21 protein-coding genes and 1 pseudogene are annotated in these 22,769 nt (G+C 67.3%); 4 read left to right on the top strand and 18 right to left on the bottom strand.

What is annotated here, in order from left to right:
• Positions 1-7: 7 nt before the first annotated feature.
• The 13 genes from N536_RS0100255 to fadD5 form a co-directional block, all read right to left on the bottom strand.
• On the bottom strand, positions 8-979 hold the full coding sequence (locus N536_RS0100255; RefSeq protein WP_029112410.1) for a hypothetical protein: 972 nt from the start codon (positions 977-979) through the stop codon (positions 8-10).
• Entirely contained in the window at positions 946-1,494 is a 549-nt protein-coding gene (locus N536_RS36950) for a hypothetical protein (protein WP_036435127.1), read from the bottom strand. Before N536_RS36950 ends, N536_RS0100255 begins: the two co-directional genes overlap by 34 nt.
• Positions 1,491-2,462, bottom strand: coding sequence for an RDD family protein (locus N536_RS0100235; protein ID WP_029111769.1), 972 nt, complete (start codon positions 2,460-2,462; stop codon positions 1,491-1,493). Before N536_RS0100235 ends, N536_RS36950 begins: the two co-directional genes overlap by 4 nt.
• Positions 2,459-3,118 (bottom strand): hypothetical protein, encoded by a 660-nt coding sequence (locus N536_RS0100230; protein ID WP_029111768.1) that lies wholly within the window; start codon positions 3,116-3,118, stop codon positions 2,459-2,461. The genes N536_RS0100235 and N536_RS0100230 overlap by 4 nt, the downstream gene beginning before the upstream one ends.
• Positions 3,088-4,635: a virulence factor Mce family protein gene (locus N536_RS0100225; protein WP_029111767.1), complete on the bottom strand. Its 1,548-nt coding sequence runs from the start codon at positions 4,633-4,635 to the stop codon at positions 3,088-3,090. Before N536_RS0100225 ends, N536_RS0100230 begins: the two co-directional genes overlap by 31 nt.
• Before the next feature lie 3 nt (positions 4,636-4,638).
• A complete protein-coding gene (locus N536_RS0100220; protein ID WP_369798372.1) occupies positions 4,639-5,733 on the bottom strand; it encodes a virulence factor Mce family protein in 1,095 nt (364 codons plus the stop codon).
• 65 nt (positions 5,734-5,798) lie between these two features.
• The gene (locus N536_RS0100215; RefSeq protein WP_029111765.1) at positions 5,799-7,424 is read right to left on the bottom strand and encodes a virulence factor Mce family protein; all 1,626 of its coding nucleotides are present in this window, start codon (positions 7,422-7,424) and stop codon (positions 5,799-5,801) included.
• A gap of 7 nt (positions 7,425-7,431) precedes the next feature.
• Positions 7,432-9,030, bottom strand: coding sequence for a virulence factor Mce family protein (locus N536_RS0100210; protein WP_029111764.1), 1,599 nt, complete (start codon positions 9,028-9,030; stop codon positions 7,432-7,434).
• Positions 9,027-10,058 carry a virulence factor Mce family protein gene (locus tag N536_RS0100205; protein ID WP_029111763.1) on the bottom strand — a complete coding sequence of 344 codons (1,032 nt, stop codon included), beginning with the start codon at positions 10,056-10,058 and terminating at the stop codon, positions 9,027-9,029. The genes N536_RS0100210 and N536_RS0100205 overlap by 4 nt, the downstream gene beginning before the upstream one ends.
• Positions 10,055-11,284 (bottom strand): MCE family protein, encoded by a 1,230-nt coding sequence (locus tag N536_RS0100200; protein WP_029111762.1) that lies wholly within the window; start codon positions 11,282-11,284, stop codon positions 10,055-10,057. The genes N536_RS0100205 and N536_RS0100200 overlap by 4 nt, the downstream gene beginning before the upstream one ends.
• A 3-nt stretch (positions 11,285-11,287) precedes the next feature.
• Positions 11,288-12,157: an ABC transporter permease gene (locus N536_RS0100195; protein WP_029111761.1), complete on the bottom strand. Its 870-nt coding sequence runs from the start codon at positions 12,155-12,157 to the stop codon at positions 11,288-11,290.
• Between the two features lies 1 nt (position 12,158).
• Positions 12,159-12,875: an MlaE family ABC transporter permease gene (locus N536_RS0100190; RefSeq protein WP_369798371.1), complete on the bottom strand. Its 717-nt coding sequence runs from the start codon at positions 12,873-12,875 to the stop codon at positions 12,159-12,161.
• A 350-nt stretch (positions 12,876-13,225) separates the two neighbouring features.
• Positions 13,226-14,881, bottom strand: a complete 1,656-nt coding sequence (fadD5, locus tag N536_RS0100185; protein ID WP_029111759.1) for a fatty-acid--CoA ligase FadD5 — start codon at positions 14,879-14,881, stop codon at positions 13,226-13,228.
• Positions 14,882-15,025: 144 nt separating this feature from the next.
• On the opposite strand from fadD5, the gene N536_RS0100180 reads away from it, so the two are divergent.
• Entirely contained in the window at positions 15,026-15,700 is a 675-nt protein-coding gene (locus N536_RS0100180; RefSeq protein WP_029111758.1) for a GntR family transcriptional regulator, read from the top strand.
• 4 nt (positions 15,701-15,704) lie between these two features.
• Here N536_RS0100180 and N536_RS0100175 read toward each other — a convergent pair whose 3' ends face one another.
• Together N536_RS0100175 and N536_RS0100170 are read right to left on the bottom strand one after the other, a co-directional pair.
• Positions 15,705-16,160, bottom strand: a complete 456-nt coding sequence (locus tag N536_RS0100175) for an SRPBCC family protein (protein ID WP_029111757.1) — start codon at positions 16,158-16,160, stop codon at positions 15,705-15,707.
• Positions 16,161-16,190: 30 nt separating this feature from the next.
• Positions 16,191-16,643 (bottom strand): thioesterase family protein, encoded by a 453-nt coding sequence (locus N536_RS0100170; protein WP_029111756.1) that lies wholly within the window; start codon positions 16,641-16,643, stop codon positions 16,191-16,193.
• 31 nt (positions 16,644-16,674) lie between these two features.
• Between N536_RS0100170 and N536_RS0100165 the strand changes: the two genes are divergently transcribed.
• From N536_RS0100165 to N536_RS41140, 3 genes and pseudogenes are all read left to right on the top strand, one after another.
• Positions 16,675-17,775, top strand: a complete 1,101-nt coding sequence (locus N536_RS0100165; protein WP_029111755.1) for an alcohol dehydrogenase catalytic domain-containing protein — start codon at positions 16,675-16,677, stop codon at positions 17,773-17,775.
• A 55-nt stretch (positions 17,776-17,830) separates the two neighbouring features.
• Entirely contained in the window at positions 17,831-18,955 is a 1,125-nt protein-coding gene (locus N536_RS0100160; RefSeq protein WP_029111754.1) for a mandelate racemase/muconate lactonizing enzyme family protein, read from the top strand.
• 7 nt (positions 18,956-18,962) lie between these two features.
• A pseudogene (locus tag N536_RS41140) lies at positions 18,963-19,553 on the top strand (FadR/GntR family transcriptional regulator); the annotation flags it as partial.
• Here the strand turns inward: N536_RS41140 and N536_RS42795 are convergent.
• The 3 genes from N536_RS42795 to N536_RS0100140 are packed head-to-tail and all read right to left on the bottom strand — an operon-like array spanning position 19,443 to position 22,704.
• A complete protein-coding gene (locus tag N536_RS42795) occupies positions 19,443-21,143 on the bottom strand; it encodes a tripartite tricarboxylate transporter permease (RefSeq protein WP_029111752.1) in 1,701 nt (566 codons plus the stop codon). The pseudogene N536_RS41140 and the gene N536_RS42795 sit on opposite strands and share 111 nt — an antisense overlap.
• A 16-nt stretch (positions 21,144-21,159) precedes the next feature.
• On the bottom strand, positions 21,160-21,690 hold the full coding sequence (locus N536_RS0100145) for a tripartite tricarboxylate transporter TctB family protein (protein ID WP_081808977.1): 531 nt from the start codon (positions 21,688-21,690) through the stop codon (positions 21,160-21,162).
• A gap of 3 nt (positions 21,691-21,693) precedes the next feature.
• Positions 21,694-22,704 carry a tripartite tricarboxylate transporter substrate binding protein gene (locus N536_RS0100140; protein ID WP_029111750.1) on the bottom strand — a complete coding sequence of 337 codons (1,011 nt, stop codon included), beginning with the start codon at positions 22,702-22,704 and terminating at the stop codon, positions 21,694-21,696.
• Positions 22,705-22,769: the final 65 nt, after the last annotated feature.

The raw sequence follows: 22,769 nt of genomic DNA, 5'->3' as shown, positions 1-22,769 counted from the left end.
CGCGGGTCTACAGCTTCGGCGTCAGGTCCAGTGAGGTGACTGCCGTCATCTTCGTGATCAGCCACTGCCTGTTCCGCAGTTCCATCGTCAGACGATAGGACAGATACCGCATCGACGGAATGCCCTTCGTCACCGGACTGGTGGCCACCGAGTTCGTGTACACGATCGCGGAGGCCTCCGTCGGGGTCAGTGACTCCACCGCCGCCCCGAGCACCTGCGTGTTGTTGGTGACCTTGGCCTGCTTGTTGGTTTCGATGATGGCGTCGATGAACCGGCGGTACTCCACGGCGAAGTCACCGGTCAGAAACTTGCCCGCGCGGTCGGGCAGCGAGTCCATGTCCTCAGGCGTATAGGTCCACAGCGTCGTGATGGCGGTGGCCGCCGTCTCGGCCACCTCGAACTTGGTGTGGACTTCTGCCCGATCAGCCAGGTAGGGCTGCAGCGTTGCCCCGGCGAACGCCGCGGCTCCGACGAACAGGACGCCTGCGACGACCGCCGCCACCTTCAGTGCACGACCGGCCGTCCGGTGCGGTACCAGGACTGGCTCAGGCTCATCGGGCTCTTCACCCGTGTCGTCATCGGGTTCGTACGGTCCGGATTCCGTTGTTGGGGAAGCGGTTTCGTCATCAGACGCGTCGTCGCCCGCGGGCTTCTCGACCTCGGCGGGCTCGTCGGCAACGCTGACTTCGGCAGGCTCTTCGGCAGGCGCTGCAGGAGCCGATCGCCGCCACGGGAACCGGCGGCGGCGAGGGGCTGGCTCGGCCTCGGCCTCGGCCTCGGCCTCGGCCTCGGGGTCGGGTTCGGGCGCTGCGACCTCCGGTTCCGAATCGGGTTCAGCGGCGCCGTCTTCCGACGCGGCCTCCTCGCCCTCCTCGCGCAGCTTCGCTCGCGGCATCCGGTGCCGGGTGCGTCCCGCCTTGCCTTGCGGCACGGGAGCGGCGGCGGTCAGATCACCTGAATCAGCTGGCTGATCTTCCACTGCTGTCCCTCCTCGATCGTCGTGACCACCCATCGGTTGCCGCTCTCGATGGCCTTTCCGTCCGCGCCGGTGGTGCTGATCTTCGTTGCCACCAGCACGTCGGCACTGCCGTTGTCGTTCCAGCGCTGCACGCCGGCCGCGACGACGGTGCCGGTGGTCGGTTCGGCGCGCGCCACCTGGATGACGATTTCGTTCATCTTCTCCTTGAAGGACTTGGCGAAGTCGCCTGTGCCCTGCGCCAGCACCCGGTCCGCATAGTCGTTGGCGTGGAACGGATCCAACGTCGTATAGGTCGTCATGAATCCGCTCACGTAGTCGAGTGCGGACGCATCTCGGGTCTGGGTGCGGTCATAGCTCTGGTGACCGACCACCATGAAGATGCTCGCTGCGAGCGCGGCCGCGGCGAGCAGGAAGGCGAGCGTGCTCGCGAGCGGAAGCCCCCACCGCAGCGGCCTTTTCGGCGCGGCCGTGAAGTAGTCGCGGTCGGCCGCGTCGACCTGGCGGCGCGGGCTCATCGGGCGGACTCGTTCGTCTGTGGCCTCTTCAGGACGGTGAGATTGGAGACGCGCCAATGGCCGTCACCGGACCGCTCGAAGTCCGCCCGGACGGTCGCGGTGATGAACTTCAGATTGTTGGGGTCCGCTCCGCGCTGACCCTGCAGAGCCACCAGCATCGCGGCCTGCTCTGGCGCCGCGGAAAGCACGGCACTGCTCACGGCCCAGTATTCGTTGGCGGTGACGCCCGCCTTCTGGACGGCCTGCTGTTGCGCGACGAGCTGCGGCCGGTACCCGTCGGTGGCCAGTGACTGCGCCCTCGCGAAGTCGTCCTTGAGCGTCGGCGTGCCGTAGGTCAGGATCTGCTCGACGATCCGAGGGCCCTGTTCGGCGATCTCGGTGCGTGTCTTCTCGACGGCCCGCTCGTGCCGGTAGACCGTCTGATAGCCCAGGCCGGCTCCTGCGGCACAGAGCAGTGCGGCCACCAGGAACACGATGCCCGCGGTCCGGCGCACGTTGCCCTGCGCCGGCGCGATCGCCCTGGCCTCGGTGCGCAACAGGAAGTCGGCGAAGGTGCGGTTGCGCCGGTCCCACAACGGCCACAGCCACCCGACGAAGAGGCTGGCCGTGTCCAGCAGATGGGCGACGTCGCGCAACAGCAGTCGGGCGGTGCCCGCGGTGTCGCCGGATCGCGTCGCGATGCGGATGCCGAACAGCGCGCGGCCAAGACTCCACCCCGTCATCGACGGCAGCAGCCAGCGGTTCACGATCGTGGCGAGACCCGCCACCGCCGCGGTCGCCGTGAACACCCACCACAGCCAGCCCCACACCGGCGCCGTCGCCGCGAGCAACACCATCGTGGCAATGACGGCCACGCCCGGCAGCAGATCCACCGCGAGCGCGCCGGCACGCGCCGGCCAGGAGGCGTACCGGATGGTCTCCTCGCCGGTCGCCTGCGACTCGTCGGTCCGATCGAGCACCGCCGTCACGAGGTGACCTGGTCCAGCTTGGCGACCTTGTACGTCCCATCTGCCGGCGCCATCTGCACCCGCAGCCGGTAGCCCTGCTCCTGGTTTGGCGCCTGCGCGTTGGTCACCTTGACCCGAACGGCCACCAATACGTCGACCGAATCGTCGGGGTTGTGCCGTTCAACGGCTGCCCGGAGATCGGAGACCTGCACGTTCACGTCCGCGACCTGATACGCGTCGACGAGCATCCCCGCGAAGACATTGGCCTGCACGGCGAAGTCACCCGTCGAGCATTCGAGGATCTTCGACTGGCTCGCCGTCATCGCCGCGATGTCCGGAGCCTGCGTCGCCGCCACGCACTCCTTCGCCCGCGCGAGTGCCAGCGCATCGTCGCGGGCAATCGCCTCACTCTCGTCGTGGGAACGCAGGGCCAGGTAGCCGCCGACGGCGACGCCCGCCGTCAGGAGCACCAACACGGCACAGATCGCGACGAACCAGCCCCGGCCCAGGTGTTCGGGGCGCCGCACGGCGGCACCCTCGTCGTCCAGGGCTTCCGGCTCGGTGTTCTCGTCCTGCTCTGTCACGACTGCCGCGGCTGATTCGTCCTGCGCTCCGGTGTCGTGTCGGATTGGTTCTCCGGTGGGGTTCAGCTGGCTGGTGCCAGCATCTCCTTCCATCCGTCGTCTCCTGGGTTGCTTGAGTTGGTCACGGAATACCTGACCCCGTCGGGTCCAACGACCTCACCGCTGGACGGGCTGTAGATGGCCGCCGGACCTGATGCCGGAGTGTAGATGCACGGGTTGGGCTGCTGGCCACTGCAGCTGACCGAGCCCTGGCCGGGCGCGGTCAGTGGGTCGCTCGCCGGCGGCGGGGTCCCGGGCAGTTGATCGGCGGGCAGCGGGTTCTGTCCGTTGTTGATCGACGGCGCCGGAACCACGTAGCCCGGTTTCACCGGCTGGTCACACCGCGCGGCGGGGGCCGGGCAGGTGACGATCTGATTCGGGTCGCCGTACCACGGGTTGGTGCCGAGCGGAACGTACGGCTCGTTGCTGTGGCACTCCCGCGGCGTCGCGGCCCGCTTCCCGGGCACGTCGGCACACGGGTAGTTGCGAGCGCCGCGAACGACGTTGCCCTGGAAGTCCTTCGGGATCTTGCAGTAGGTGCCCGACGGCAGCGGCGCCATGCTGGTGTCGGCAGGCGCCCGCCACTCCGACGCGGGCAGGAACCCCGTCAGACATGGCGGTGGCTGGCCGATCGACAGGCCGAAGTGCAGCAGGCCCTCACCGTCGAAGATCGTGGCGGCCTGAGCGATCGTCGCGCCCTGCGGCAGGATCACCAGCGCCTGCTCCAGGCCCTTGTTGTAGCGCTTGAGCATGTCGGCGACGATGGCCAGATTCGCCAGCGTCTGAGGCAACGACTCCCGCACCCCGCCGAACACCGCGTTCAACTGGTCGGCCGTCGGCGCCGCCTGCTGCAGACCGCTGCGCAACGCCTGGTCCTGCTCAGCAGTCTGTGAGGTGATCGTGTTCAGGTTCGCCGACCACCGGGAGATGGCGTCACCCGAGTCGACCTGGCTGTTCAGGATCGGCGTCGAATTGTTGATGATGTCGTTGACCGGGCCGAGGTTGTCCTTGAAGTCGCTGGCGATCGCCGTCGTCGAATCGACGAGGCGCTGCAACGCCGGACCCAGTCCGCCGACGGCCTCCGACGTCTCGGTCAGCAGTGAGTCGATCTTCTCCTTGGGCAGCACTGCCAGGCCCTTGTTCGCAGCGTCCAGGGCTGGACCCACCTCACTGGGCACCGAGCTCTTGGTGATCGTGGTGCCGTCCGGGAGGTACTGCCCCGGATTGCCCTCGGACACCAGGTCCAGGTACTGCTCGCCGATGGCCGACACCGAGTGCACGTTCGCGCTGGCGTCCGCCGGGATCTTGAACTGGCTGTCGATGCTCATCTCGGCGCGCGCGCCACGCTCGGTGGGATAGACGTCCGTCACCTTGCCGATGGTGGTGCCGCGGTAGGTGACGTTGGCCGTCGCGTACAAGCCACCCGACCTGGGCAGGTCCGCGTACAGCTTGTACTGCCCAATACCCAACAGGCTGGGCACCCGCAGGTAGTACCAGCCCAGGGCGATCAGGGCGATGAAGGTCAGGATGGTGAACAGGATCAGCTGAATCTTGATGAACCGGGTCAGCACAGCTCACTCACCCCTCTCGACCAGCGGTCCGTTGGGCGCGTTGTGCGGGTTCGGCGTGAACCGGACATCCGGGATCATCGTCTCCGGATCCCGGCCCCAGGCCTGCTCGAGTGCACGCAGCATGCCCGACACGCCGGTTCCCGACAGGATCCCGTTGTCGACCGCCGACAGCGTCAGATCCACGTTCAGCGAAACGTTGATGTAGTCACCGCGGACCACCTTCGGCACGTTCTCGATGCTGAACGGCGCCGTGAAGAGCAGCTTCAGCGCACCAATCAGGTACGGCGCGGACTTGCCCAATTGGACGAGCGGGCGCTGCAGGTTCTGCAGGTTGGTGTGGATGTCCGGATTCGCTTGTGACAGCGCATCATCCGTCGCCTTGCTGACCCGACCCAGCGCGGTGACCGCGTCGGCGAACAGGTCGCGCGTGTCGGCGAAGTGCTGGATCAGCGGCGGGAACTCGGTGAGCACCCGATCCAGGGTGTCGTTGCGCTGCGCGACGATCGACAGCAGCCTGTTGGTGGAATCGATCGCCCGCGTGATGTCCTGCCGTTGGGCGTTCAACTCCGCGGTGAAGGTGTCCAACCGGCCCAGGAACTCGCGGATCTGATCGCCCCGGCCGGACAGGATGTTGTTGATCTCGGTCTGGATGGTCTCCAGGTTCGGGATGCCGCCCCCGGTGAGGATGGTGCCGATGCTGGCCAGCACCCGCTCCGTCGTGGGGAAGGCCGACGAGTTCTGCAGCGGAATGGTGTCCCCGCTCTTCAACTGACCCGACGGGTTCGGCGGCGGATCCAGCTGCACGTGCTGCGAACCCAGCAGCGAGGTCTGGCCGATCTTCGCCAGGGTGTTGGCGGGCAGCTTCACGTCGGGCTGGATGTCCAGCGTCAACGTCGCGACCCAGTTCTTCAACTCGATCGCGCGCACGCTGCCGACGAAGACGTCGGCGACGCGCACGCGGCTGTTCACGTTGAGCGCCAACGTATCCGGCATCTGCACGTAGATCGTCATCTTGTCGGCGCCGGTACCCGGACCGCCGGGCAGCGGGACGTTCGCGATGCCCTTCCAACCGCACGACGTCAGCACGACCGCGAGCATGACCACTGCGGTCGCGCGCTTCGCCAGACGTCCGATGCCCGAGCGGCTCGTGTTGATGCTCATCATTACCCGGCCCCCACTTCAGCTGGCAGCGGTGGCCCAGGAGGTGCGGGCGCCGGTGCCGGTCCCGCGGCCGGAGGTGCGATGGCGCCCAACGGATCCCCGGCGATGACGCCAGGCGCGGGTGCCGGAGGCGGTCCCGGCTGCGGGTACCACGGCGGAGGCAGCGGGCTGCTTTCGTTGTACGCGTCGGGCGGGCCGGACTGGTGTGGTCCTCCGAAGGTGGGCGGCGCGGGCGGGATCGGAGCGTCGGGCCCACCCATCAACTCCGACAACGATTCCGGCGTCAGCATGTTCTGGGTGAACGGCTGCACGTCGACACCTTGCATGCCTGGTGCGACGACCCAGCCAGGCTCGTGGTTGCCGAACGAGAACAACGTGTCGCGCGACCAGATGCCCGGCACGGTGGTGTCCTTGTAGCCGGGGGGCGGCTGCAGGCGCGGCTCGGAGTACGCGACCTGCTTCGGCAGCGTCATCGCCGTGCTGATCTGGTTCAGGCCGAACGGCAGGTAGTTGAACTTGATCGCGTCCAGGATCGGCGCCAGGTATTGCGCGCAAAGCTCCGCGGAGTCCTGATAACCCAGCCGGCTACCTGCCTGAATCGAGCTGCACAGGAACTGCATTGGGTTGGCGAAGTTGTTGATCACCGGGAGGCCGACGATGCCACCCGCGTTGGGCGACGAGATGTTGACGATGTTGGCGGCCAGGTTGGGGAACACGTGCAGGCCGGTCTCGAGGCCGTCACGCGGCTCGGGCTGCAGGATCGCGTTCGTCACCTCGGCGAGGTTGTTCACGTCCTTGGTCAGCACCTGGGAGTTCTGATCGAGGAAGCCCCGTGTGGTGGTCAGCAGCTGATCGAGATCCTTCAGCGCCGTCGCCACTTCGCGGTCGGTGTTGGTGAACGAGTTGGTGAACTGCGCGAGGTCGTCGTTGAGCGCGACGAACTGCTGGTCACTCTTGTAGAGCGCGTTGACGAACAGCGCCAGGCTCTTCACCACGCCGAAGAAGTCGCCGCGGCCCTGGTTGAGCGTGGTCAGCGCCTCGGACAGGCTGTTGAGCGTGGTGTTGATCTCCTTGCCCTTGCCGGCGAGACCGTCGGCGAAGGACTCGATGACGTCACCGAACGGACCCTTCGGCTGCTGCGGCGTCGGACCGAGGTCGGTGAGGATCCGGTTGATCGAGTCGCGCAGCTCGTCGTACTCGACCGGGATCTGGGTGCGGTCGATCGGGATGACGGCGTCGTCCTCCAGTTCGGGGCCGCCGGTGTAGGGCGGCGCCAGCTGGATGGTGCGCGACGCGACGAGGCTCGGGTTCAGCACCGACGCCGTGACGTTGGCAGGCACCTTGTACTTCGACTGGTAGGTGAAGGTCACCTTCATCTTGTCGCCGGCGGGCTCGATGGAGTCGATGCTGCCGACCCGCACGCCCATGATCTGAACCTTGTCGCCCGGATACAGCGCCAGGGTCTCGGGGAAGTAGGCGACGACGGTGTTGGTGGTCAGCTTCTTGTACAGCTGCCAGCTGACGAACGCGGCGACCAGTCCCAGGATCACCACGATCGTCCCGACGATCACCGAGGCGCGGCTCATCGCCGGTAGCCGCAAGTTGCGGACGTTGAAGATGGTCGACATCTCGCCCCTATCCCTGTGATCCGGGTGGAAGGAACGGCGGGTTGCCTGGCAGCGGCGGCGAATCGGCAGGCGGCAGTTGCGGACCCGGCCCCGGCGGTGGGGGCGGACCGGTCAGTGCGGGCGGCAACGGCGAGGTGCCGTCACCCTGCAGCGATCCGGGCGCGATGTACGGATCGGACGGGCCCGGCGTGGCAGGAACGGTCCTGGCACCGGGCGGCCCTGGAGCGAACGGTGGCGGTGGAATGCCCGGGACGAACGAGGGCAGCTCACCCGGGAACGCGGCACTGGGCACGCCCGGCGCCGGTACCGCCGCAGCGGGATTCGGCGGAAGGCTTTGCACGTCTGGGGGACCGTAGTTGCTGCCGTACGGGTTGTTGCCGAACGGACCGGCGTCGAGGCCGGCACACGGCAGCGGGTTGGCCGAGGTGGGCAGACCGTCGGCGGGTGGCGTGTACGAGCACGGTGAACCCGCGACGACGGCGGGCCCGGGATGCTCGGGGGTGCCCTCCAGCGGCGTCGGGGCAGCGGGCGGCGCACCGTTCGGGAAGCGCTGGCCGTTCGGATCTGGGAACCGGAACGCCGGAAGGCCGGAGTTGCGCCAGAACTCCTCGGGATCGATGCCACGCTTCTTGAAGGCGGCGTCGACCCATGGCTGCAGAATCCAGTAGGGCACCAGGTTGACCAGCATGACCTTGAAGTAGGGGCCGGAGGCCAGCGCCTCGGCCAGCGATGCGGTGAACTTGCTCAGCGTCGACAGCACGTCGATCAGGTCGTACTTGCGCGCCACCAGGATGTCGCTGATGGTGCTCAGCTGGTTGAGCACGTGGTTCAGGTTCGGGTTGTCGTCGATGAAACCGCGGACCTGCTGGGAGAACTGCCCGACGCGTTCCAGCAGCTGGCTGACCGCATACGTGCGCTCGTTGACGGCGGCCAACAGCGTCTGCGCATTGACCAGCAGGGAGTTGATCTGCTCGCTGCGGCTCCCGAGCACACCCGCGATCTTGTTGGCGTTGGCGAGCAGCTTCTTGATGTCCTCGTCGCGCTTGCCGATCGTGTCGGAGAAGCGGGCGACACCGTCCAGCGCGGCGCTCAAGTGCGGCGACGTCTGAGAGATGGTCTCCGACAACACGTTCAGGGACTCCTTGACCGTGTTGGTGTCCCAGCCGGATGCCGCCTTGGTGAGGTCGAAGAACGCGTCGTAGATCTGGTAGGGCGTGGTGGTCTGGCCCAGCGGCAGAACCCCGTTGGCGCCCAACGTCTTCGAGCCGCGCGGCTCGATCTCGAGGTTCTTGCGACCAAGGATCGTGTCGGTACGGATGTTGGCACGGCTCTCGGTGCCGATCTTGGTACCGCCGAGTGTGTACCCGATGACCACCTTGTCGCCCTCGATCTCCATGCTGCTGACCTGGCCGACGTCGACACCCGCGATGCGCACCTTGTCCCCGGGATTGAGCCCGCCGGTGTCGGTGAACTGCGCGTAGAACTTCGGCGTCGCAAAGATCATCGGCACGCTGGCGAAGCTCTGCCCAACGCCGATCACGAGCACCAGGACGAGGATGCCCATCATGCCGTTGCGGATCCGGCCCGATCCTTCCAACGTTCTCATTGCGGCGTGCACCTTCCGGAGGGCTGCGACCACACCTTGACCGTGCGGACGGGACCGCCGGGCTGCAAGCCGTTGAGCTTGAGCGTGACGTCGCATGCGTAGAAGTTGAAGAAGTCGCCGTAGACGCCGCCCGCGCGCCCGATGATCTTCAACGCCGTTGGCAGCCTGACGAGGATGTCGTTGAGCTGATCCTTCTGATCGATCAGCGGCTGCTGGATCACCTCGAGCTGGGTGATGGTCTTCTGCAGTAGCGGACGGTTCTCGCCGAGCAGGTCGGCCACCGAACCCGCGGCATCGCTGATGTCGGCGACGGACGTCGCGATCGGATCGGCGCGGTTCTTCAACCCCGTGATGAGCTTCTCGAAGTTCTGCACGGTTTCGTCGAACTGCTGCTGATGCCTGACCGTCGTGTCCAGCACGGTGTTGAGGTTCTTCACCACCTCGCCGATGGCCTGGTCGCGATCCGCCAACGCCGACGTCAGCTGCGCGGTCTGGTCCAGGATGTCGTTGATGGTGCCGCCCTGGCCCTGGAAGATCGTGATGATCGACTGGGCGATGTTGTTGACCTTGTCCGGGTCCAGCGCCCGGAACAGCGGCCGGAAGCCGCCGATCAGGGCGTCCAGGTCGAGTGCGGGTTGGGTGTGCTCGATGGGAATCGTTCCGCCGGCGGGCAGCCGCTTCTGATCGTCGCCGCGCTTGAGTTCGAGGTACCGGTCACCGATCAGGTTGAGGTAGCGGACCGACGCGGTGGTGCCCTGGAACAGCGGCAGGTCCCGGTCGACGGCGAAGTTCACCTTGACCGCCGTGCCGCCCTCGATGAGCTTGACGTCCTCGACCTTGCCGACCTCGACTCCGGAGGCCCGGACGAACTGTCCGGCCCGCAGACCGCTGGCATTGTGGAACACCGCCGAATACGACGTGGTGCGGTCGAACCGCAGCTGGCCGAACACCACGATGATGATCGCAGTGAACATGAGCAGCACCAGGGCGAAGGCGCCGAGCTTGATCGCTGTTCCGGTAATCCTCATGGGTTGATCGTGTTCTCCCCGATTTGGCGTCCCCAGACGTATTCGATGGCGATGGGCTGGCCGAGGCCGAGGTGGTTGTAAGGAGCGATGCTGGCGCCGGTGTCCATCACCAGGTAGGGCTGCGGCCAGAGGTCACGCGTGACGGGCTGCCAGCACCCCGGCCTGCCCTCGGGTCCACCCTTGGCGTTCACCCGCGGCAGGTTGTCGGGGTAGACGTACGGGTTGCCCGCACCGAGCACCTCGGAGTGGGTGCGCAGGGAGTAGCCGTTGCCGCCGAGCGAGGAGGCGATCTTGGGCTCGACGTCGTGGTAGTTGCGGATGGTGCAGAACAGCTCAGGGCTGTACTCGTCGAGCAGGGCCGTGGTCGGGACCAGGTCGGCGGCGCCGCGAACGAGGTACGGGCCGCTCTTCTCGAAGACCTCGCCACCGGTGTTGCCGAAGCCGACCGACGCCATCAGGGCGGCGTCGATGTTGCCCTGTTGTTCGTTGAGCGTGCGCGCCGTGGTGACCGCGTGCTCCAACGCGTCGAACAGGTCGGGCGAGGCGTTCGCATAGACGTCGGCGAGGTCGGCCAGCCTCTGGTTGTCCTGACGGATGCGCGGCATCTGCGGGTTGACGTCGGCCAGGATCGTGTTGCCGTTCTCGATCGACTGGCCGAACCGCTCACCCAGCCCGTCGAGGGCCTGCGCGGTGGCGGTCAGAGTCTGGTTCAGCTTGACGGGGTCAACCTTCTCGGCGACCGACACCACGGTCTCGAACAGCGTGTTGAATTCCGTGGTCACCCCGGAGACGTCGATGACGTCATTGGTCGTGATCCGTTGCGCCGCAGGGTTCTTCGGCGACGAGAACGCCACGTACTTGTTGCCGAACACCGTCGTCGCCTTGATCTGGGCGTCCACGTTCTGCGGGATCAGATGGACGAACTTCTTGTCGACGTCGAGGATCACCTTGGCCTTGACCTGGTCACCGACGTCGACCGCGTCGATGCTGGCGACCCTGCCGATCTCGACGCCGTTGTAGGTGACCTTCGAACCCGGGTCCATCGACAGACCCGACCGCGACGAGATCAGCGTCAGCCGGTCGGGCTCGGCGAAGCCGCCCCGAAACTGGATCCACACCAGCGCCGTGACGCCGGCCGTGACGAGCAGCAGAACCAGCCCCGCGAGCTTGAACGGCGGGGTCTTGGGTGAGTTGACCGGCGACTGCACTTGGCCTGGGCGGGTCATCGGCTACACCGTCAGGTTGAAGTTTGCATTGGTGCCGTAGAGCGCCAACGAAGCGAACAGGACCACCAGGACGATCGCGATCAGCGATGCGCGCATCGACCGGCCGACGGCCTCGCCGACGCCGACCGGACCGCCGCTGGCGTAGAAGCCGTAGTAGCAGTGGTTCAGCATGACGATGACGGAGATGATGATCGCCTGCACGAACGACCACGCCACGTCGTCGGGGCGCAGGAACGTCCGGAAGTAGTGCTCGTAGGTGCCCGTCGACTGGCCGTAGAACAGCGTCGTGGTGATCTGTGCCGACAGGAACGACATGATGATCGCCATCGCGTAGAGCGGGATGATCACCACGAAGCCCGCCATCAGGCGGGTGGACACCAGGTACGAGATCGACTTGATGCCCATGACCTCGAGGGCGTCGATCTCCTCGCTGATGCGCATGGCGCCCAACTCGGCCGTCGCGCCGGCGCCGACGGTGGCGGCAAGTGCCTGGCCGGCGACGACCGGTGCGGCGATACGCACGTTGACCAGCGCGGCGAAGAATCCGGTGAACGCCTCGACGCCGATGTTGCCCAGCGAGGCGAAGCCCTGGATGGCGATCAGCGAGCCACCCGAGAGGGTGACGAAGCCGACGATCGCGACGGTGCCACCGATCACGGCCATGGCGCCGGTGCCCATGCCGATCTCGGCGATCAGCCGCAGCATCTCCCTGCGGTAGAAGCGCAGGGCGTGACCGATGGAGCCGACGGCGGTGACGATGAACCACGCGACGTGGCCCACGCTGTCGAGGAACCGGGCGGGTGTACCGGCGAGCCGCTCCCCGCTGGCGGTGGCCCTTGGGAAGCGGGAGCGCAGGACGGCAGACGTCGACATGTCAGCGCCCCGTTCCGAACCGGACGCCGATGGTCGTCATCACGACGTTCACCGCGAACAGCGCGATGACGCAGAGCACCAGGGTCTCGTTGACGGCGGTGCCGACGCCCTTGGCGCCACCGGAGACGGTCAGGCCGCGGTAGCAGCCGACCAGCCCGGCGATCAAGCCGAAGGTCAATGCCTTGACGATCGAGATGAGCACCTCGGGTAGGCCGGTGACCAACGTCAGCGTTGACACGTAGGCGCCCGCGGAGATGTTCTGGACGTAGACGCCGAAGACGAAGCCGCCGACCAGGCCGATGGTGATGACCGCGCCGTTGAGAAGCAGCGCGACGAAGGTGGATGCGACCACGCGGGGAACGACGAGCCGGTGGATCGGGTCGATGCCGAGTACTTCGAGGGCGTCGATCTCCTCGCGGATGGTCCTGGCTCCGATGTCGGCACAGATGGCGGTGGACCCGGCTCCAGCAACCACGAGCACCGTTACCAGAGGACCGAGCTGGGTGACCGCACCGAGGGCCGCGCCGGCCCCAGAGATGTCGGCGGCGCCGAACTCCGCGAGCAGGATGTTGAGCGTGAAGATGATGAGGACGGTCAGCGGAATCGCCACGGCGATGGTGGGCAGGAACGCGACCCTCATCAGGAACCAGCCCTGGAGGATGAACTCTCGCCACTGGAACGGCCGCCGGAACAACGCCTTTCCGGTGAGCACGCACATCTTGACGAAGCCACCGACGGCTTCGAACCCTGGCCGGACCTGGTCGCGCACGTAGTCGAACAGGCCGGGGTTTTGCGACGTCACGGTGACTGCTTCCCGGGTTGCTGCGCTGGAGCAGCGCTTGCGCGGACTGGCTTACGCGGCGGCTCGACGAGCCAGCCACGGTCACTGCGGCGCAACGGCTGAACCTGTCGCACGCACCCTCCTTGCCACTGCTCCGTACGCGTGATCCGGGTCTCCCTACTGGTGGGTAGTAAGTCGGACCACAGGACTGTACCCGATCCATTCGGGGCGAGGCGACGCATCCGCAGGATTGGCGGTCCAACCGTTAGCAAACCCATTTTCCCTGGTCAGCCTGTCGCCGTGCTGGCAGAAACCGTTGACGCAGAAGAACTTTCGCCGGCGTCAACGGAAGTCGCTGCGCCGAAGCGCGTCCTCAGTTCCGTCTTCAACACTTTGCCGGCGGGGTTGCGGGGCAGTGCGTCGACGACCTCGAGCACCTTCGGATGCTTGTACCGCGCGAGCCGTTCGGTGAGGAACTCGCCGAGGTCGTTCAGGCTCAGTTTTCCCGCTCCGGCCGCGCCAAGGGCGACGACGGCCACCGGGATCTCGCCCCACTTCTCGTCGGGCCGGCCGATCACCGCCACCTCCGCGATCGCGGGGTGGCCGGCGAGGACGTTCTCCACCTCGGCGCAGTAGATGTTCTCACCGCCGGAGATGATCATGTCCTTCTTGCGGTCGACCACCCAGACGTAACCCTCGTCGTCCTGGCGGACAAGATCGCCGGAGTGGAACCAGCCGCCCGCGAACGCCTCGGCGGTGGCCTTGGGGTTGTTCCAGTAACCAGCCATCAAAGTCGGTGCGCGGTAAACGATTTCGCCGACCTGGCCGACCGGCACGTCGTTCATGTCCTCGTCGACCACCCGTGCGGCAACCGTCGGGATGACCTTGCCGACCGATCCGAGCTTCCTGATGGCGTCCTGGCTGAGCAACATGCAGGTCACCGGCGACATCTCGGTCTGACCGAAGGCGGCGAAGATCTGGGTGCCGGGGAACGTCTCGGCCATGTCGCGCAGCACGGTGTCGGACGCAGGCGCCGCACCCCAGGACAGCACGCGCAAGCGGAGTGTTCGCGGATTGGCCTTCTGCGCGGCACACACCGCCTGCCATTGGGCAGGTACCAGGAAGATCGCGGATACGCCCTCGGCCTCGAGCACGTCCAGCAACGCTCCAGGGTCGAACGCGCCGAGTGGATAGAGCACGGTCGGCAGGCCGAGCAGCAGGCCGCTGATCATGTTTCCGATGCCGGCGATGTGGAACAGCGGAACGCCGACGAAGCCGACGTCGCCGTTGATGTCGGGGGCGATCGTGAAGAGGTTGGTCATCGCCTGCCCGGCGATGTTGTTGTGGGTGAGCACCGCGCCCTTGGGGCGGCCAGTAGTCCCCGACGTGTACATGATCAGCGCAGGCGAGTCGTTGGGGATGTCCACCGGTGGCGGCGGGTCACCCTCCTCGCCGAGCAGGTCGTCGTAGCCCAGTAGACCGTCGTCGGTCGCGCCGCCGGCGACGATGACGGTGGCCAGCGTCGGATCGAGATCGCGGACCGCCGTTGCCACGGCGGCGAGCACCGGTTCGGTGACGACCACGCGGGCCTCGCAGTCACCGACGAGGAAGGCGATCTCGGGTGGCGTCATCCTGAAGTTGACCGGCACCGCGATGGCACCGATGAGGTTGGCCGCCAGGAACGTCTCGATGAACTCGGTGCGGTTGAGCATCAGGATCAGCACCCGGTCGCCGAAGCCGACGCCGCGCCGGGCCAGGGCGCCGGCCAGCGCGGTCACCCGGCGATCCAGCTCGCCCCACGTGGTGGTGTTGCCGAGGAACCGCAGCGCCGTCGCCTCGGGCTGCATCAACGCGTGGCGGGCCAGCTGGTTGGTCCAGTTCTGTCGCCGGGCCAGGTAGGGCTGTTCGACGGGCTGCGCAGAACCTGCAGGCAGTGCGGTCAACGGCTGATGCTCCCTGATGTCACGGGCGCAGGTTGCGCGGCGTTGATATTTGATCAAACATGGTGTTGCCCCGGTCACACTATGGCCTCGGCGGCCGTGGGACAAGCCCGCGGCACAGGTACCGACGACGGGGATCACGACGCCGTGAACGCACCCACCACACCGCGGGTTCGGCGCGGACAGCTGTCGGACGAGGTGGCCGCGTATCTGCGCGCAGGCATCATGTCCGGCACCCTGCGGCCCGGCACGTTCATCCGGCTCGACGACACGGCGGCCGAACTCGGGGTCAGCATCACACCGGTGCGCGAGGCGCTACGAACCTTGCGCGGTGAGGGCATGGTTCAGCTCGAACCGCACCGCGGCCACGTGGTCTCGCCCTTCACCCGCGGCGACATCGAGGACATCTTCTGGTTGCAGGCGGCCATCGCCAGCCAGCTCGCCAGATCGGCCGCCGAGCGCATCACCGACGCCGAGATCGACGAACTCGAGCGGCTCGCCGAGGCGGTGGCCGACGCCGTCGAGCGGCAGGACACCGTGGAGGTGGTCGACGCCGAGTTCGCCTACCACCGGGCGTTCAACCGGTCGTCGGGCCGCACCAAGCTGTCGTGGTTCCTGCTGCACGCAGCCAGGTATCTGCCGCCGGACATCTTCGCCAAGGATCCGCAGTGGGGCCGCACGGCGGTGGCCACCCGGCGCCAGCTGATCGCCGCGCTGCGCCGCCACGACGTCGACGAGGTGGTCCGGCTGACGAGCGCGCAGTTCACCGATGGCGCCCGACGGCTCACCGCGCGGCTCGACGAGCTGGGGCTGTGGACCTGAGCTCTTAGGCGCCGGAGTTTTGCCCCGAGGCGAGCTGTTCGGCGCGACCCTTCAGGTTGTCGGCGAGGTGCTCCAGCGCGTCGTTGACCATCTTCTTCACCATCGGCTTGGGCACCGGCATCGTCGTCTCGACGTCCAGGTCCACTGTCAGCAGCGTGGTCTCGCCCATCGCGACGACGGAGAAGAGCTGTTCCTGCTTCGAGAAGAGATCGCCCTGCTGCATCACGGTCTGGATCTGGTTCTCGCCCGGGTAGTAGACGGCCTGGATGTAGGTGATGTCGAAACCCGACACGGACGCGTCGAGGCGCAACTGGCTGGGCCTGCCGTCGTCGTAGCGCGCCAGCACCCAGACGCCCTTCACCTCTTCGTTCCACTGCGGATAGGACTCGAAGTCCCCGACGATCGCCATGATGGATTCGGCTGAGGCGGAAACCTCGACGGTCTTGCTTACGATCGGCACCGGGCGAGCATATCGACCGCCGCATGCGGCCTACTCGACGACCGCTGGCTCCAGCAGCGAGCGGATGGGCGCGGGCACGGGAACCGGTCTGCGGGTCGACCTGTCGACGTAGACATGCACCCAGTGGCCGACGGCGGCAACGGGTGCGGCCGCGTCCTTGGGGCCCGTCTCCCAGATCGCCAACCGGTATGTGACGCTGCTGGTTCCCAGCCGGGTCACGGCGAGCCCCACGACGAGCGGATCGGGGAACTTCAGCTCGGCGTAGAAGCGGCAGCCGGACTCGGCGACCACGCCAAGCCACGGCGCGGTGACGGGGTCGACGTCGGCGCTGGTGTTGATCCAGGCGTTGATCGCCGTGTCGAACAACTCGTAGTAGACGGCGTTGTTGAGGTGGCCGAACATGTCGTTGTCGGTCCAGCGGGTCAGCACCGGCCAGTGCACCGGAAAGTCGCGACTGGTGAGCGCCCGCTCATCACTACTCATGCAGCCGAGTCTCTCAGGCAGGCTGGTGGACATGAGAATCCGCGGAGCCGTCCTCGAACGAATCGGCGCACCCCGCCGCTACGCCGAGTCGCGACCGATCACGGTCGCCGACCTCGACCTCGCACCGCCGGGCGATACCGAGCTGCTGGTCCGCATCGAAGCTGCGGGACTGTGCCACTCCGACCTGTCGGTGGTCGACGGCAACCGCGTCCGGCCGGTGCCGATGCTGCTCGGCCACGAGGCGGCAGGCATCGTCGAACAGGTGGGCGCCGACGTGACCGACGTCGCCGTCGGGCAGCGCGTCGTCATGACCTTCCTGCCGCGCTGCGGCGACTGCAGTGCCTGCGCCACCGACGGTCTCGCGCCGTGCGTGGCGGGCAGTGCCGCCAACGGCGCAGGCACGCTGCTCGCCGGCGGCACGCGCCTGACCCGTGACGGCACGCCGGTACTGCATCACCTTGGCGTCTCGGCGTTCGCCACTCACGCCGTCGTCGACCGCCGGTCGATCGTGCCCGTCGACGCAGACGTGCCGCCGGTGGTGGCGTCGCTGCTGGGATGCGCCGTGCTCACGGGCGGTGGCGCGGTGCTCAACGCCGGACAGCCCAAGCCCGGTTCCACCGTGGCGGTGGTCGGCATGGGCGGGGTCGGCATGGCGGCGATGATCACCGCACTGGCGCACGACGACGTCCGCGTGATCGCCGTCGACCAGGTGCCCGACAAGCTGGACCGGGCGCTCGCCATGGGCGCGCATGCCGCGTACGCGCCGGACGCGGTCGGTGACGAGAAGGCCGCCGTCGTGATCGAAGCCGCCGGCCATCCGTCGGCCCTGGAGACCGCGATCGGCATGACCGCGCCCGGCGGGCGGACCGTCACCGTCGGACTGCCTCGGCCCGACGCCCGAATCAGCGTGTCGCCGTTGGGATTCGTCGCCGAGGGTAGGTCGCTGATCGGGAGCTACCTGGGTTCCGCTGTGCCGGCGAGGGACATTCCGCGGTTCGTGGAGCTGTGGCGCTCGGGCCGGCTTCCGGTGGAGTCGCTGGTGAGCTCCACGATCGACCTAGAAGAGATCAACGCCGGCATGGACCAGCTCGCCGATGGAGAGGCCGTCCGGCAGATCATCACTTTCACCTAACCTCGATTACTTGTATGATGAGTTAACTACCCGTCATACAAGTCATGGAGTCTCGATGTCCGACCGCATTCGCCACCTCAAGCTCTCCCACGTCGTACTGCCGCTCGAGACGCCCGTCTCCGACGCGAAAGTGCTGACGGGACGGCAGAAACCGCTGACCGAGACGGTGCTGCTGTTCGTCGAAGTCACCACCGAGCAGGGACTCGAGGGCATGGGGTTCAGCTACTCCAAGCGCGCGGGTGGACCGGCTCAGTACACCCACCTCTCCGAGATCGCGGACGTCGCCATCGGACAGGACCCGTCCGACATCGACCGCATCTACCAGTCCCTGCTCTGGGCAGGCGCGTCGGTCGGACGCTCCGGCGTCGCGACGCAGGCGATCGCCGCGCTCGACGTCGCGTTGTGGGACCTCAAGGCCCGCCGCGCCGACCTGCCCCTGGCCAAACTGATTGGCGCCCACCGCGATTCGTGCCGCGTCTACAACACGTCCGGCGGCTTCCTGCAGGCCTCGATCGCCGAGATCAAGGAGAAGGCGACGGCATCGCTCGAATCCGGCATCGGGGCCATCAAGATCAAAGTGGGACAACCGGATTGGAAGACCGACCTCGAGCGGGTGGCCGCGATGCGGGAGCATCTCGGCGAGACGCCGCTCATGGTCGACGCCAACCAGCAGTGGGATCGCGCTCGTGCGCGGCGGATGTGCCGCGAGCTCGAGGCGTTCGATCTGGTGTGGATCGAGGAGCCCCTCGACGCGTGGGACGCCGACGGCCATGCCGACCTCAGCCGCGCCTTCGACACCCCGATCGCGACCGGCGAGATGCTTACCTCGGTGCCCGAGCACATGGCGCTGATCGACGCCGGCTACCGCGGAATCGTGCAGCCGGACGCACCGCGGATCGGCGGCATCACGCCGTTCCTGCGCTTCGCGACGCTCGCCTCCCACGCCGGGTTGGCACTGGCGCCGCACTACGCGATGGAGATTCACCTGCATCTGGCCGCGGCGTACCCCACTGAGCCGTGGGTCGAGCACTTCGAGTGGCTCAATCCGCTCTTCGAGGAGCGCATCGAGATCCGCGGCGGCCGGATGTTCGTCCCCGACCGGCCCGGCCTTGGCTTCACCCTCAGCGAGCGGATGCGGGCGCTGACCAAGGAGTCCGCGGACTTCGGCGGTCGGCCATGATGTGGCGATGACGACGTCGCTCGCGCAGCGGGTGGTCGCCGGCGTGAAGGACAAGATCCTCGCCGGCGACCTGCCGCCCGGCCACAAACTGCCATCGGAGACCGAGCTCGTCGAGGAGTTCGGCGTCTCCCGCACCGTCGTGCGGGAGGCGGTGACGCGGTTGCGGGCCGAGGGCATGGTCGAGACGTTCCAGGGCCGAGGCTCGTTCGTGCTCGCAATGCCGGAGTCGACGTCGTTCACCGTCGAGTCGGCGGCCATCCGGACCCACCACGACGTACTGGACATGATCGACTTCCGGATCGGGATCGAGTGCGAGGCAGCAGCACTCGCGGCGGCGCGGGTGGATGCGGCCAGCGCCGAAGCGGTGCAGGCGGCGATGGATGCGTTCGTCGCCGCCGCCCCGGAGGAGGCGGTCGAGGCCGACTTCCGGTTCCATCGAGCCGTCGCGGCCGCTAGCGGCAACCGCTTCTATCTCGACCTGCTCGAGTCACTCGGCCCGATGATGATCATGTTGCCGCGAACTCGTCTCGGCGACGCCTACTCGCTCACCGACTCCGGGCACGTCGACCGGGTCCGGCGGGAGCACGCCGACGTCGCGGCCGCCGTCGCCGCCGGTGACGTCGACACCGCCAGAGCCGCCATGCGAGTCCACCTCGGCAACACCCGTAGGCGGCTCGACGTCGGCCGTGCTTGACGGTGCGGACTCGGTCTTGCGGCGGGCGAGCAGGTGTCGGATCACCGGCAGCAGCGCCAGGACGACGAAGACGGCCAGGATGGTTCCGGAGATCGGCCGGGTGAAGAAGCCCGTGGGATCGCCGCCGAAGATGAGCAGCGACCTGCGCGTACTCGATTCGATGATGGACCCCAGCACGAACGCCAAAACCATTGGGCCAGGGTCAAATCCGGCCTTCTTCATGAGGTAACCGAGGATGCCGAACGCGATCATCACGAAGATGTCGAAGACGGAGTTGTTGATCGTGTAGACGCCGAGGATCGTGATCAGCGCGGTGATCGGCGCCAGGATCGCCGGACGCACCCGCAGAATCCGCACGAACAGACCGACCAGCGGGATGCTGAGGATCAGCAGCATCAGGTTGCCGATGTACATCGAGTTGATGACGCCCCAGAAGACGTCCGGGTGCTCGTTGACCAGTTGCGGTCCCGGCGAGACGCCGAGAATAAGCAACGCGCCGAACAGCATTGCCATCGTGGCGTTGGCCGGCAGGCCGATCGTCAGCAGCGGGATGAACGACGACGTGGCCGCCGCGTTGTTGGCGGTCTCGGGGGCCGCGACGCCCTCGACGGCGCCACGACCGAACCGCTCGGGCGTCTTGGACCGGCGCTTCTCCATGGCGTAGGCCACGATCGACGACAGGACCGCGCCGCCACCTGGCAGGACTCCGAGCAGGAAGCCGATGACCGAACCGCGGCCGATGGCTCCCGACGACTGCTTCAGGTCCTTGCGCGACGGCCACACGTTGCCCACCTTGGCCGGAACGTGCCGCTTGCCGTGTCGCTGCTCGAGGTTGTACAGGATCTCCCCGACACCGAAGAGGCCCATGGCCACCACGACGAAGTCGATGCCGTCGGCGAGTTGCAGGCTCTCGAAGGTGAAACGCGAAGCGCCGCTGAAGGTGTCGCGGCCCACGGTGGCCAGCAGCAGCCCGACCGCCCCGGCGATCAGCGCCTTGAGCTTGTTGCCGCTGCCGATCGTGGCGACGAGCAGCACGCCGAGCAACGCCAGGGCGGCGTACTCGGGCGGCCCGAAGTCCAGGGCGATGCTCGCCACCACCGGGGCCAGCAACGTCAGCCCGATGATCGAAATGGTCGCGCCGACAAAGGAACCGATCGCGGCGATGCCGAGGGCGGTTCCCGCCTTGCCCTGTTTCGCCAGGGCGAAGCCGTCGAAGACGGTGACCACCGACGACGCCTCGCCGGGCAGGCGCAGCAGTACCGAGGTGATGGTGCCGCCGTACTGGGCGCCGTAGTAGATGCCTGCGAGCATGATGATCGCCGACACCGGGTCGATGGTGTAGGTGATCGGCAGCAGGATCGCGATGGTGGCCGCCGGGCCCAGCCCGGGCAGCACGCCGATGACCATGCCGATCAGCACGCCGACCAGGCAGTAGAGCAGGTTCTTCGGCTCGACGACGAGCGCGAAACCGTCCAGAAATGCGTTGAGATCCATGGCTTTTCGAGTCGATTCAGAATGAGATCAGGTGCGGAAGCGGAATCCGCAGCCCGTACAGGAACAGGAGGTAGAAGGTCGCCGTCGTCAGCACGCTGATGATGAGCGTGTTGCGCCAGCTCTCGCCGCCGAGGAAGCGCAACCAGATCACGCAGAGGGCGAGGGCGGGGATCTCGAAGCCGGTCACCGGCAGCAGCAGTCCGAACGCGACGAAGGTGATCGCGCCGATCACCGGCAGCGCGCTGCTGCGTGTGAACGCCTCGCTGTCGCCCAGCCGGCGGCCGACCACCAGCAGGATCGCCGACAAGGCGGCGATCACCACGCTGACGATGAACGGCCACAGGCCGGGGCCGGGCTTGTTCAGCGATCCGAGCCCGTAGCCGTATGCGAATACCGCGCCACCGAGGCCGATCGCGAGCCCCACCAACGCGCCAACCGTCTGATAGGCGGGCCCGCCCGCGGGCGGGCGCTCCTCCTCCAATTCGTGGGCGACCTCGGCCTCGATCTCGGCCAAGATGTCGTGGGTGTGGGCGGGCGATTCCTTCATGGGTCAGCCCTCGTTGTGCAGGTTGATGCCGTACTGCTTGACGAGGTCGGCATACCGCTTCTGATCGGTCTGCAGCTGGGCGAGCACCTGATCGCCGGGCTCCTCCATGGGCGTGAGGCTGTTCTGCTTGTTGAACGCCTTGTAGCCCTCGGTCGCGAACGTCGCCTTCATGCCTTCGACGAGCTTGTCCTTGACGTCCTGCGGCGTGCCCTTCGGCACCGTCATGAACCGGTACTGCGCCACCTCGACGTCGAGACCCTGCTGCTTGGCGGTCGGGACCTCGGGCAGGTACTCGATGCGCTCGGGACCGAACACGGTCAGCGGAGTGAGCTTGCCGGACTGGATGTTCTCGATCGCCTCGCCGACCTGCAGTGAGGCGACGTCGATCTGGTTGCCCAAGACCGCGGCCAGGGCGGGGGCGCCACCGTCGAACGGGACGGGCTGGGATTGCACGTCGCTCGACTTGAACAGCAGCGCGGCGGCCAGCTGGGCACCGGTGCCGACGCCCGTGGTGCCATACCGGACCACCCGGGGGGACTTCTCGATGTCGGCCAGCGACTTGAAGCCGCTGGCGGGATTGGTCACCAGCACGTAGTCGTCGCGGGACACTCCGTAGACGACGTCGAAGTCGTCGATCTTCGTGACCTCGTCGGGGCTGACGGCCAGCGGCGTGATGGCGAACAGCGACGCGTTCTGGATGGCGATGACGGACCCGTCCGGCTTGGCCTTGGCCACCTCCGCTGCGGCAAGCGCGCCGTTCGCGCCCTCCCGGTTGATGACGGGGAACGATGCGCCGAGCTTGTCGCTCAGGCCCTTCGAGATGGCGCGGCTGATGAGGTCGCTGGAGCCGCCGGGAGACGCGCCGACGTACATCTCGACCGTGCCCGACGGGTAGCCCGCACCGGAGCCACCGCCCGTGCTGGTCTCGACCCCGCCACAGGCGGTGAGGACGAGGCCGGCGACGGCGGCGACCGCGAGGACACGGGGACGGCGAAGTCCGGCGAAGGTCACCATGGCAATTCACTCCTGTGTGAGTTTGGCGTAGCGGTTGCAGCGGCTGTGGCCGCCGTCACCAACGT

The sequence above is a fragment of the Mycobacterium sp. URHB0044 genome (assembly GCF_000620625.1).
Classification (GTDB): domain Bacteria; phylum Actinomycetota; class Actinomycetes; order Mycobacteriales; family Mycobacteriaceae; genus Mycobacterium.
Note: the sequence above shows the minus strand (reverse complement) of the source record. Positions and strands in the feature narration are given on the sequence as shown.